Origin of the sequence: Aquimarina acroporae (assembly GCF_023195925.1) — a bacterium.
Taxonomy (GTDB): domain Bacteria; phylum Bacteroidota; class Bacteroidia; order Flavobacteriales; family Flavobacteriaceae; genus Aquimarina; species Aquimarina acroporae.
This window is the reverse complement of sequence record NZ_JALPRE010000009.1, coordinates 35351-48458: the sequence shown is the minus strand read 5'-3', so window position 1 is coordinate 48458 and position 13108 is coordinate 35351. Positions and strand designations below refer to the sequence as shown.

General features: G+C 33.1%; 11 protein-coding genes. 7 read left to right on the top strand and 4 right to left on the bottom strand.

What is annotated here, in order from left to right; all coding sequences use genetic code 11:
• The first annotated feature begins 23 nt into the window (after nt 1–23).
• Nucleotides 24–767 carry an LPS export ABC transporter ATP-binding protein gene (gene lptB / locus M0D21_RS13930; protein WP_248330558.1) on the top strand — a complete coding sequence of 248 codons (744 nt, stop codon included), beginning with the start codon at nt 24–26 and terminating at the stop codon, nt 765–767.
• On the opposite strand, the gene M0D21_RS13925 is transcribed toward lptB, so the two are convergent.
• Entirely contained in the window at nt 760–1524 is a 765-nt protein-coding gene (locus M0D21_RS13925) for a CDP-alcohol phosphatidyltransferase family protein (RefSeq protein ID WP_248330556.1), read from the bottom strand. The two genes, lptB and M0D21_RS13925, sit on opposite strands and share 8 nt — an antisense overlap.
• Nucleotides 1525–1692: 168 nt before the next feature.
• Here M0D21_RS13925 and lnt point away from each other — a divergent pair, with 168 nt between their 5' ends.
• The 4 genes from lnt to M0D21_RS13905 all read left to right on the top strand — a co-directional run bounded on the left by lnt (nt 1693) and on the right by M0D21_RS13905 (nt 6610).
• Nucleotides 1693–3273 (top strand): apolipoprotein N-acyltransferase, encoded by a 1581-nt coding sequence (gene lnt, locus M0D21_RS13920; RefSeq protein WP_248330554.1) that lies wholly within the window; start codon nt 1693–1695, stop codon nt 3271–3273.
• A 109-nt stretch (nt 3274–3382) separates the two neighbouring features.
• The gene (locus tag M0D21_RS13915; RefSeq protein ID WP_248330552.1) at nt 3383–5251 is read left to right on the top strand and encodes an ABC-F family ATP-binding cassette domain-containing protein; all 1869 of its coding nucleotides are present in this window, start codon (nt 3383–3385) and stop codon (nt 5249–5251) included.
• A 156-nt stretch (nt 5252–5407) separates the two neighbouring features.
• Nucleotides 5408–5857, top strand: coding sequence for a hypothetical protein (locus M0D21_RS13910; protein WP_248330550.1), 450 nt, complete (start codon nt 5408–5410; stop codon nt 5855–5857).
• 66 nt (nt 5858–5923) lie between these two features.
• Nucleotides 5924–6610, top strand: coding sequence for an ABC transporter ATP-binding protein (locus M0D21_RS13905; RefSeq protein ID WP_248330548.1), 687 nt, complete (start codon nt 5924–5926; stop codon nt 6608–6610).
• Between the two features lie 11 nt (nt 6611–6621).
• Here the strand turns inward: M0D21_RS13905 and M0D21_RS13900 are convergent, their stop codons facing one another.
• Nucleotides 6622–7407 (bottom strand): HesA/MoeB/ThiF family protein, encoded by a 786-nt coding sequence (locus M0D21_RS13900; protein WP_248330546.1) that lies wholly within the window; start codon nt 7405–7407, stop codon nt 6622–6624.
• 71 nt (nt 7408–7478) lie between these two features.
• Nucleotides 7479–8156: a hypothetical protein gene (locus M0D21_RS13895; RefSeq protein ID WP_248330544.1), complete on the bottom strand. Its 678-nt coding sequence runs from the start codon at nt 8154–8156 to the stop codon at nt 7479–7481.
• Between the two features lie 164 nt (nt 8157–8320).
• Here M0D21_RS13895 and M0D21_RS13890 point away from each other — a divergent pair, with 164 nt between their 5' ends.
• On the top strand, nt 8321–9760 hold the full coding sequence (locus M0D21_RS13890) for a sodium:solute symporter (RefSeq protein WP_248330542.1): 1440 nt from the start codon (nt 8321–8323) through the stop codon (nt 9758–9760).
• Here the strand turns inward: M0D21_RS13890 and M0D21_RS13885 are convergent.
• On the bottom strand, nt 9737–10099 hold the full coding sequence (locus tag M0D21_RS13885) for a CoA-binding protein (protein WP_248330540.1): 363 nt from the start codon (nt 10097–10099) through the stop codon (nt 9737–9739). The genes M0D21_RS13890 and M0D21_RS13885 overlap by 24 nt on opposite strands.
• Nucleotides 10100–10511: 412 nt before the next feature.
• Between M0D21_RS13885 and M0D21_RS13880 the strand changes: the two genes are divergently transcribed.
• Nucleotides 10512–12884 carry a TonB-dependent receptor domain-containing protein gene (locus M0D21_RS13880; protein ID WP_248330538.1) on the top strand — a complete coding sequence of 791 codons (2373 nt, stop codon included), beginning with the start codon at nt 10512–10514 and terminating at the stop codon, nt 12882–12884.
• The last annotated feature ends 224 nt before the right edge of the window (nt 12885–13108 follow it).

The following is a 13108-nucleotide window of genomic DNA, read 5'->3' as shown; positions in this document are numbered from 1 at the left end:
GATATAAAGAAGTCATTCTAATTATGAAATTAAAAGCAGAAAATCTAATTAAGTCATATAAAGGCCGAAAAGTAGTAAAAGGTATTTCTCTAGAGGTAAATCAAGGCGAAATTGTAGGTCTTTTAGGCCCAAATGGAGCGGGTAAAACTACTTCATTTTATATGATTGTAGGACTTGTAAAACCCAACGGAGGAAAAATTTCATTAGACAGCACTGATATTACCAAGTATCCGATGTATAAAAGAGCTCAAAATGGTATCGGTTATTTAGCTCAAGAAGCTTCTGTTTTTAGAAAATTAAGCATAGAAGATAATATTCTCAGTGTATTACAGCTTACCAAGCTTTCTAAAAAAGAACAATTGAATAAAATGGAGGCTTTAATCGACGAATTTGGTCTAGGACATATTCGCAAAAACCGTGGAGACCTATTAAGCGGTGGCGAACGAAGACGTACCGAAATCGCTAGAGCCCTAGCTACTGACCCAAATTTCATTTTGTTGGACGAACCTTTTGCAGGAGTTGATCCGGTGGCGGTAGAAGATATTCAAAGAATTGTTGCTCAATTAAAGAACAAAAATATTGGGATCTTAATTACAGATCACAACGTACAAGAAACCTTAGCCATTACTGATAGAACATATTTGATGTTTGAAGGAAGTATTCTAAAAGCAGGAATCCCTGAAGAACTAGCAGAAGATGAAATGGTTAGAAAAGTTTACCTCGGTCAAAACTTCGAACTTCGAAAAAAGAAAATAGACTTTAATTAATTTTTGCTTCTCCTGTTTTAAAGATCATTGACACCAGTATATAAAGCAATATAATTAATGGTATTGCGATAAATTTTAATACCGCAATTAAAACTACCGAAAACAATAAAAAGAGATACCTTACCTTGTTCTCCTTAAACCCCCATGTCTTGAACTTTAATGCAAAAAGTGGGATTTCGGCATTCAAAAGGTAACAACTTAGCAACGTTAATAGAATCAAAAACCATTTCCCCAAGATAATTTCGGTCACCCAAGATTCGGGTTGAAATTGTAAAATTAAGGGCAAGCTGATAATGAGTAAGGTATTTGCTGGTGTAGGTAAACCTATAAAAGAGCTCGTTTGCCTGGTATCAATATTAAACTTCGCTAGTCTATAGGCCGAAGCTAAAGTAATGAGTAATCCTAAAAGTGAAATATACGACCAATCAAAACTTGCTATGATCTGGTTCATGTCCCACGAACCTGGGGTTACATAAAATGGTTTCCCGAAAACCTGCGACAAGAGTTGATACATAACTATTCCAGGAGCAACTCCGCTAGTCACCATATCTGCCAATGAATCCAATTGCAATCCTAAATCGCTTTGGGCGTTTAAAACTCGTGCTGCCAAGCCATCAAAAAAATCAAACCCTATACCTATCATAACAAAAAGCGCTGCTAATTTCAAATTACCTTGAACCGCAAAAATTACTGCAATACAACCGCATAAAAGATTGAGAAGCGTTATGAAATTAGGAATTTGTTTTTTCAACCACATGAATTTAGATTTTGTGTAAAAATAACAAACTATTTGAGTCAAATACATCTTCTAATAATGAAGATTTAATTTCACCTACCATAAGCTTAACAAAAAAGAAGTATTCTATTTTATTAATTGTAACTAAATAAGTTTATTTTCGTTCCTATATATAGTGGTCATATAACTATGAAAAATATTCTATTAGCTATTCTCTCTGGGTTACTACTTGCTGCTGGTTGGCCTACCTATGGTTTTCCTTTATTCTTATTTTTTGGCTTTGTTCCTTTATTAATGGCAACCTATAAAGTACGAGAACATAGAAGAAGTGGCTTGAAGGTTTTTGGACTCACCTATTTAGCATTTTTTATTTGGAACATAATTACTACCTGGTGGATTTACAATTCTTCGGTTACAGGAATGTGGATAGCCGAAATTGTAAATACGCTAATGATGACCATAGTTTTTTTACTCTTCCATGTGGTGGCAAAAAAAACAAATTTTAGCCTAAGCACTATTTTTTTGGTTTGTTTTTGGATGAGTTTTGAGTATTTCCATCTACAATGGCAAATATCATGGCCCTGGCTTAATTTAGGCAACGGTTTTGCAAGTTTTACTTCCTGGATTCAATGGTATGAATATACAGGAACCTTTGGAGGAACACTTTGGATATGGATTGTGAACATTCTTATTTTTAAAAGCATTCTGTTATACCAAGAATACAAGGACAAAAAAATAATATATCGCGCTGCCGTTCAAAATTTACTTATCATTTTAGTTCCTATTCTTATTTCCATTATCATTTTAAAAACATATGAAGAAGAAGGACAAAATATCGAAGTAGTACTTCTACAACCTAACATCAACCCCTACACTGAGAAATACAATACATCAGACCAGAAAGTAAGTGAATTATTAATTTCGCTTACTGAAACTGAAATATCGGAAAACACCAATTTCGTAATTGCCCCAGAAACTGTTTTTGCAGATAGCAACAGGCTTAATCGTTTTTCTAGTTCTATTGCAAAAAAAACTGGAGAAACAATAGTTAGCAATCATCCAAATGCTCATTTTTTATCGGGGATATCCCTTATTGATGTTTTTAATGATCCTTCAAGAATTAGAAAACAAACCAATATCTACAAAGAGAATGTGTTTTACGACGACTATAATTCTGCTTTTTTTGTTCGTCCTAATGGATCAGATGAATTATACCATAAAAGTAAATTAGTAGTTGGAGTAGAGAATTTCCCTTACCAATATGTTTTAAAGCCAATTCTTGGTGATGTTATGATAGATCTTGGAGGTACTGTTGCAAAAAAAACTATCCAAGAAGACAGAGAAGTATTTTTCACCAAAGATAGTATTGGTGTGGGCCCTATGATTTGTTATGAAAGTATCTACGGCGAGTTTTCTACAGGATATATTAGAAACCACGCAGATTTTTTAGCTATTATAACTAACGATGCATGGTGGGACAACACTCAAGGACATCAACAACATTTACACTATGCAAGACTAAGAGCTATTGAAACTAGAAGAAGTATTGCTAGAAGTGCAAATACAGGAATTTCGGCAATCATTAACCAAACTGGAGAAATAGTAACTTCATTAGGATATGAAAAGCAAGGAGCCCTTAAAGGGACATTAAAAACGAATGACAAGCTTACTTTTTATGTTAGATTCGGAAATTATATTGCGCGAATTTCAGTTTTTATGGCTGTCCTTATTTTTTTATATTCTTTTACAAAACGTAGGGGCAAATTATAATCTATAGCGTTCAGGTTTAATTTTTGCTTAAAAGAAAACTACAAAGTCCTGCTCCTACTTCTTTCTAATCTTGAAACCTTGTACCTTTACGGCTTTATAAAAATGAACTGTGAATTACGTATCTGTAGAAAATATTGCTAAGGCATTTGGGGAACGAATACTTTTTGAAAACATTTCCTTTGGAATAAATGAAGGACAAAAAATAGGTTTTGTCGCCAAAAACGGAACCGGTAAGACTTCTTTACTAAATATTATTGCTGGTGATGAAGAACCCGATAGCGGTCAAGTAGTGTATAGGAAAAATTTGAAAGTAGCATTTTTATCGCAGGAACCAGATCTTGATCCCCATCTAACTATAGAACAAACAATTTTTGCATCAGATAATGAAACCTTACAGGTAATAAATGCTTATGAAAAAGCATTACAAAACCCAGATGATAGCGAAGCGTACCAAAAGGCTTTTGAAAACATGGAAGCTATGAATGCCTGGGATTTTGAAACACAATATAAACAAGTACTTTTTAAATTAAAGTTAGAAGATTTAAGTAAAAAGGTGGATGATCTTTCTGGAGGGCAAAAAAAGAGGCTAGCTTTGGCCAATATATTACTAAGTAAACCTAACCTACTGTATCTCGATGAGCCCACCAACCATTTGGATTTAGAAATGATCGAATGGCTAGAGGAATATTTTGCCAAAGAAAATTTCACCTTATTCATGGTTACTCATGATCGTTATTTTCTTGAAAATGTTTGCAATGAAATTGTAGAACTCGAAAACGGAAAACTTTATAATTACAAAGGAAATTATGCCTACTACCTAAGTAATAAAGAAGCTAGAATTGCCAATGAACAAATAGCCACTGATAAAGCCAAACAACTTTATAAAAAGGAGTTAGATTGGATGCGCCGTCAACCCAAAGCACGAACGACAAAATCAAAATCTAGGATAGATGACTTTTTTGAGATTAAAGAACGTGCACATAAAAGGCGTCATGATCACCAGATACAACTCGAAATTAATATGGAACGTTTAGGGAGTAAAATTCTTGAACTACATAAAGTTTCTAAAAAATTTGATAACCTTACTCTGCTAGATCAATTTGAGTATGTTTTCAAAAAAGGAGAACGAATAGGTATTATTGGTAAAAATGGCACAGGAAAATCTACATTCCTAAATATGATTACTGGTGCTCTGGCCCCAGATCAAGGAAAGATAGTTATTGGGGACACCGTAAAATTTGGATACTATACCCAAAGAGGGATTACCATAAAAGAAGGCCAGAAAGTAATCGAAGTAATTCGTGAATTTGGTGACTATATCCCCCTCAAGAAAGGAAGGCAAATTTCTGCCCAACAACTACTCGAACGATTTTTGTTTGATCGTAAAAAACAATATGACTTTGTAGAAAAATTAAGTGGGGGTGAACGCAAAAGGCTTTACCTGTGTACTGTACTTATTCAAAATCCGAATTTCTTAATTCTAGATGAGCCCACAAATGATCTTGATATAGTTACTTTAAATGTTCTTGAAAACTTCTTATTAGATTTTCCGGGTTGTCTTTTGGTAGTATCTCACGATCGTTACTTCATGGATAAAATAGTAGATCACCTATTTGTATTTAAAGGAAATGGTATTATTCAGGATTTTCCTGGAAACTATACAGATTACAGAGTCTATGAAAATAGTGCTGCTCCAGAAAAAACAAATACCGAAAACACCGAACCTAAGGCCAAAAAAACCTGGAAAAAAGACAATAAAGCAGCGTTGTCATATAACGAACAAAAAGAATTCAATAGAATTGAACGAGACCTCAAAAAGCTTGAAATTCAAAAAAAGGAAATCGAAGCCTTGTTTGCTGAAGGGAAATTAGAAGGCGATCAAATCAATGAAGAATCACAAAAACTTCAAGGTATTATCAATCAAATTGAGGAACATGAAATGAGATGGTTCGAACTTTCTGAAAAAATGGAAGAATGAAATTAAGAATGCCTAATCTCTTTTTTTATTATTATGCTTTTCAAAATAAGGTCATTTTTTAAATTCATTTTTAGTTCTACAAATCAACATGGTGTCCATTCTCCATTTGTATATAATCTAGTTACTCGTTGCTTTTATGTTAATACTAATAAAGATTTGTTTCCAGAAATCTCGGAACTACTAAAAAGTGGCAATAATAAACCTTTTTCTTTCAAAGTTGCCAAATTACTGAATCGTTTACCCAATTATTTGGGATATTCAAAAGCATTCCTTCCAGAAAATATAGATACAAGTATTAATAAAATAATATCCCTAAAAAACACCACTAGCATTGATAATACATTACAAAGCGATACCAACTACGATTTATTTTTTTTGGACTCTAAAAACATTGTAGATGCATCTGAGATAACTACCCTCTTCTCCCACTGCCATAATGATAGCGCAATTATTTTGAATGGACCATATAGATCTATAGGCAGTCAAAATATATGGAACAAGATAAAAGACCACCCTCAAGTCATGGTAACCATTGACTGCTTTTCTTTAGGATTTATTTTTTTAAGAAAAGAACAAGCAAAAGAACATTTTACAATTAGATTGTAACAAGTTTAGCGTTGAAGCGTCAAATAAGCTAATATTGTATCTTAGACAAAATTATTAGGTCATTATATGGAAAATGTCATAGAGATTAGAAGTATCGTTAGAAACTTTCAATTGGGTCAAGAAACTGTTTACGTATTAAAAGGTATCGATCTTGATATCGCCAGAGGAGAATATGTAGCAATTATGGGCCCTTCTGGTTCTGGTAAATCTACGTTAATGAATCTTTTAGGGTGTTTAGACACTCCTACCTCGGGCACATATAACCTTAACGGAAACGATGTGAGCCAAATGACCGATAATGAACTTGCCGAAATTAGAAATCGCGAAATTGGTTTTGTTTTCCAGACCTTTAATCTGCTACCAAGAACTACAGCATTAGATAACGTCGCTTTACCCATGATTTATGCTGGCGCCTCAAAAAAAGAAAGAACAATAAGAGCAGAAGAAGTACTTAGCAATGTTGGATTACAAGATAGGATGGATCATAAACCTAATCAACTTTCTGGAGGGCAGAGACAACGTGTCGCAGTGGGAAGAGCCTTAGTAAATAAACCATCTATTATTTTAGCAGATGAGCCCACAGGAAACTTAGATTCCAAAACTTCCATAGAAATCATGAATCTTTTTGATGAGATTCATGCCGCCGGAAATACCGTTATCATCGTGACACACGAGGAAGAAGTAGCCGAACATGCGCATCGCGTCATTCGTCTAAGAGACGGCATGATAGAAAGTGATGTAAGAAACAGATAAATTCCTTTTTCTTATCTGGTACAAATAAAATAAGGTTCTGGAAACTTTTTAACTTCTAGACGATTACACAGACAAAATAATATATTGGAAACCAATCCTGCTGCAAGGTGTGATCCCACGACTAATTGAGGAGGAGTTATTTCTGTAGATTTTTCTTTGTATAATTCATAAAAATCGTACAACCAATTTAGCTGAAGATCTTCTCTATCCTTTATGTACGCCAAAATATTTTCTACCAACACCAACTCAAACCTTCCCTCTCTCCTTGCAATATCATAAATCTGTTCGCTATCTGGAGTTACTAAATAGGCTGCAGCTGCCCATCCAAAATTTAAAGGATGAATAACTGGTATCCCTAACTCTTTACATACCTCATCAAAAACAAAAGGAGTATGAGCAGTGTCAAAATCTATCGCATTAATAGCTATATCACATCCAGAAACATATTGTGAGATGATATCTGGTTCAAGAAACAAATGATGATACTCAATTTGAGCATTAGGGTTAATTGCTTTTAATCTTTTGGTAATAGATTTAACCTTTGATTCTCCTACATCATCACCCTCATAATTTTGACGATTTAAGTTAGACATCTCTACTTCATCTCCATCAATAAACACAAAATTCTCAAAACCTAGACGAAGCGCTGCTTCTGCAATTACACTACCCAGACCAACACCACCAAATACAATTTTTACATTTTTTATAGCATCTTGCTGTTCGGGTGTAATATATAAGACGTTTTTATGATATCTTTCTTCATCATGCATTTCGGCGATTTGCTTTACTGGATTCATTGTGTAATTATTGTTATTGGTTAATGATTATTGTTTCAATACGACTATGAACTTCAAATTTATATTATTTTTTATTTAATCATATATAATGTATCAGAGTTTATGTCATCAATATTTCTCAACCAACTCTTCACATCTTCACCCGTTATTATAACTGGGTATGTAGGACTTCCTAAACAATCCTGAACAGGACCAATTTTTTGCATATTTATACCCAACTCCCTAAATATTGTATAGATAAGAGCATCAGACTCTGCGACAATCAAACCATTTTTATTACGATTTACAATCATAAAAGTTTGTCGAATCAATTCTCTAATAAGTAACGTAGAAGGTATAATATCTTTTTCTTTTTTTAATAAAGCAGAATCAATAGCTAATCTCCCTAAGTGCCAAATATGATTAACCTTTAAGCCTCTTTCGTTTATAATTGTATCCAAATCAATCCCAAATTCATCTTCAATAGGAAACACATCTGCGGGCAACTTATAGGTAACCTTAATTGTACCTACTATTTGGTTAAGGTTATTTTTGAAAGCAAAGCATGTAGACTGGAAAAATCTTTTTATATCTTCTTCCTTCATCCCATAGTATTCTTCTTCTGAAGGTTCCCAACCATACTTTTTTCTATAATGTCTTCGGTATAATCGAAATACAAAATCAGAGAATTCTCCAACATCTTTTTCTCTGATATAACTTAAAACCAAGTTCTTAAATTCTAAAATCTGGTTATTTTTTGAGGCGCTCATAACGTAGTTTTTAAATTCGCTGCAAAAAAAGTTAATTATATCGAATCCCAAGTCTGGCTTGCCTTATTTTTCTGTTAATTACAGATTAACTTATTTCTCAGTTTTAAGAACTAAAAATCTTTAGTGAGAAATTCGTATTTTGCTTTTCTTTTGAACCAAAATTTATGCAACCCACACAAATTCTATTGCTCATAGCGGGCTATTTTGCCGTTCTTTTGCTTATCTCTTATCTCACAGGAAAGAATTCTGGAAATGAAGCTTTTTTTAAAGCTAATAGACAATCTCCTTGGTATGTAGTTGCTTTTGGAATGATAGGAGCTTCCTTAAGTGGAGTAACTTTTATATCTGTACCAGGATGGGTTGAAGCTTCACAATTTAGCTATATGCAAGTAGTTTTGGGTTATATTTTAGGATACGCTGTCATTGGTACCGTACTTCTCCCTCTTTACTACAAACTTAATCTCACTTCTATTTACACATATCTAGATGATCGTTTTGGAAATTATTCATACAAAACAGGCGCTTCATTTTTCTTGCTCTCTAGAGTAGTTGGTGCTAGCTTTAGATTATTTCTGGTAGCAAATGTATTACAGGCCATACTTTTTGATGCATTGTTAATTCCATTTTGGGTAACTGTGATTATCACTATTTTACTTATTTGGTTATACACTTTCAAATCTGGAATAAAAACTATCGTTTGGACAGATACATTACAAACACTATTTATGTTAATCGCTGTTGGCGTAGCCATATATTATGTTTCAGAAGGTCTTAATATCGAAGGTGGTAATTTTCTAAGCCACATCATAGATAGTAATCTTTCTAAAATGTTCTTTTTTGATGATTTTAAAAGCGCCAATTACTTTTGGAAACAATTTCTCTCTGGTGCATTTATTGCAATTGTTATGACAGGTCTTGATCAAGATATGATGCAAAAAAACCTCACTTGTCGTAATTTAAAAGATGCACAAAAAAACATGTTTTGGTTTACCATTGTACTAACATTTGTAAATTTTATATTTCTGGGACTAGGGCTTTTACTAACGCAATATGCAGCTCAAAACGGCATAGATGCTCATAAAGATCAATTGTTCCCTACCATTGCTACCCAAAGCGGATTAGGTTTTGGCATCGCTATATTTTTTGTACTAGGACTCATTGCGGCTGCTTATAGTAGTGCAGATAGTGCGCTAACCTCGTTAACAACTTCTTTTAGTATTGATATTTTGGATCTTGAAAAAAAGTATAAGGTAGAAGATCAAGTTAAAATCAGAAAGAGAATTCATATACTATTCTCGATACTTCTAGTTCTTGTTATTATCTCTTTTAAATATATCATCAAAGATGAAAGTGTCATTGCCAAATTGTTTGTTTTTGCAGGATACACCTACGGACCATTGTTAGGATTATACAGCTTTGGGTTATTTACTAAGCTTAAAGTACAAGATAAATTAGTCCCCATTGTAGCAATAGCATCTCCTATTTTATCGTATATAATTAGTGATAATAGCTCAACTTGGTTTGGTTTTGAATTTGGCTTTTTTATTCTAATACTTAATGGTCTTTTAACCTTCTTAGGATTAATATTGATTCGTAGAGAGTAACACCAACGTACAGGCAATTTCTACATGAATACCTGCTTCTTTTAAAAGCTCATAAAACTCAGGGTTTTCTGTTCCAGGATTAAATATTACTCTATTAGGTTTAAGATCTTTTATATAATCATAATAGGGTTTTTGGCGCTTGGGATTAAGATATAATGTCACCGTATCTACATCTTCAAAAGGAAGTAATTCAGTTTCTATGGTAACACCACCAATATCTCCTTCTTTCAAGCCTATCGCAATGACTTCATGATTATGATTAATCAATTTATGAATCACAAAATTCGAATACCTATCGACTTTTAATGATGCCCCAATCACTAATGTTTTTTTACTCATATGCTATGCCAGTTCCTAATAAAAGATTGTGTATTTAATCTTAAAATAGTAAAACGTTAAAAAAACAAGTTAGAATGTTAAAAACAATCATAGAGTGTAACACAAACCTAGCCGACACGTCTTACTTATATAAAGATATGATTTTTCATAGATTTAGTTAGTTAGTTACTTTATAATAATCAAATTTTATTCATAGTTGATGGTTAGTGTTACTATTTGGTTATTATGGAAAACCGCCCTTCGACAAGGCGGTTTTCGTTTTTTATAACATAATGTTAAAACGAAAATAGATTGTAACAGAAAACCACTCTAGTCGTCTAGTCATTATATACGCTTAATCACCGTATGCTTAAAAGTAAAGTACCTTATTAAGGTACTTTATCATTCAACAATCAATCAAATAAACGTTCAGATGAAAACAATTAATCAAAAGACAATTGTACTGTTTTTTCTATCATTTTGGTGTCTAATTCTCACCGCTCAACCCAATAACGAAGCTATCGTTGGAACCATAAAAGGGAAGGTTATAGACAAAAATCTAAAACAACCCATTCCCTATGCAACTGTAGTTCTAAATGATGGAACAAATAAAATTATAAGTGGAGGAATTAGTACAGAAAATGGAGATTTTCTTATTGCCGATGTACCCAAAGGAAATTATACTTTAAAAATTCAATTTATAGGGTACTCCACCTATTCTCAACCTATAGAGATTTCGAAAAAAAGTAAGGATATTGATGTTGGCACCATTGCTCTTGAAGAAACTGCCGAATCACTAGATGATGTTACAGTAGTAGCAGAAAGAACCACTGTAGAGCAAAAAATAGATCGCAAAGTGATAAATGTAGGAAAAGACCTTACCACAACTGGGGGTACTGCAGCAGAAATCATGAACAATATCCCATCAGTTAATGTAGATCAAGACGGAAATATTGCTTTACGCGGGAATCAAAACGTACGTATTTTAATAGATGGCAAGCCCACCAATATGACCGCCAGTCAGTTGTTGCGACAAATCCCTTCTACCTCGATCAAAAAAATCGAGTTAATCACCAATCCATCAGCAAAATACAATCCAGAAGGAATGAGTGGTATCATAAATATTGTATTGCATAAAAATAGTAATATAGGGTTTAATGGTAACATCAACCTTGGAGTAAATTGGGATAAAAATGCACGTTTCAATAGCTCAATCGACTTAAATTATAGAGCAGGAAAAGTCAATCTATATGGTAATTACGGAGCAAACATTACCAAAAATAGAAATGCTGGGTTTGTACTTAGAGAAGATGAAAATTATCTCACCGATTTTACATTTCTCGATAACAATAAGTCGCACCTATTCAAGGCTGGTTTAGATTATTTTATCAATGACCGCAATACGATATCGGTATACACAAACCAAAATCTTTTCGACGGACTTACTTCGGGGACCACAGATATTGTTTTCCTAAATGGAAATGAAAATGATCTCACCCAGGACCTTCTAAGCGATAGTGATAATCTAGGTTCTACGTATAATTTCGATTATAAACATGACTTCAAGAAAGAAGGGCACAACATAGAATTAGAAATAGATTACAATGTCTTTGAAAGTGATAGTGACGATGATTTTAACTTTATAGGAGGAAATGGTTCTTTTACAAATTATAATGACCTTATTGATAATGAAAGAACCAATACGACCATTAATTTAGATTATGTAAATCCCCTATCTGAAAGCACGAAGCTCGAATTAGGATATGAAACCAGGTTACGAAGAACAGATAATGATTACAGATCTACTTTATTCCCTAATTCGGTCTATAGTTATGATAGAGATATTCATTCGTTTTATGCAACCTACGGAAAGAACTTAGAAAAATGGTCATACCAACTTGGTGCAAGATTTGAAAGCTATCAAGTAGAAGCCGTTTTTAATGGTGAAAAAGTATTTGAAGATGAAATTTTCACCGTTTATCCATCTGCATACTTAACCTATAAACCAGGTGAAAAAGATTCCTACCAGTTGAGTTATAGTAGACGAGTTGATCGCCCAGGGCTTAATCAAGTGAATCCTATTCGAGAATGGAGTACCCCAAGAATTATATCTATAGGAAATCCTGAATTGGATCCTCAATTCACCAACTCTATAGAAGTAAACTATACCAAAAGAGTAAAAGGTGGATCTATAACGGGCGGTGTATTTTATCGTTTAATTGATGATGAAATTAATCAAACACTTGTAGAAAATCCAGATGTAGAAGAAGGACAAATTTTGACCTTCGATAATTTCGATAACAACTCAGCATACGGAGTGGAACTCTCTAGTAATTATAAGCCTACAACATGGTGGAATTTTAATGCCAGTTTTGATTTATATGGACAAACACAAAAAGGAATCGTTGAAGGTGTTTCTAGAGAAGTTGATGCCGTTATTTACAATTTCAGAATCAATAATAATTTCAAAGCTACCAAAAATCTTACTTTTCAAATATTCGGTTTTTATCGCGGCGAGCAGGAAGGAGTACAATTTAAAACAAAACCATTTTATTTTATCAATACTGGGGCACGATACAACTTCATGAAGGGAAAAGGAACGGCAAGTGTTAATTTTAATGATATTTTTAATACGATGAGATTCAGATTTTCTGGCGACACTCCTTTTCCGCAAAGTGGTAGATTTCAAGGAGAAACACAAACAATTTATCTAGGACTATCCTATCGCTTTGGGAGTGGAAAAAATCGAAAAGTTTCCAGAAAACGTAGAGATAATAACGAAAAATCTGGAGGAGGCATCTTGTAAATGCATTTTTTTCAAAAAAAATGTTAATTTAATAAACAAAATCAAGCTAATTAGTTAATTTTAATAATGATAACTCAAAAAAACCTATAAAGTTAAATAATTGTAAAAATTTAAGTGTTTTTGTAACACTTTACAATTTATACCGTTTAATATAGTACAGTTGGTTATAATTTATTTGAATTAGCCTTTAAAAAATAATAACCTTATTTATTTATATAAAACGC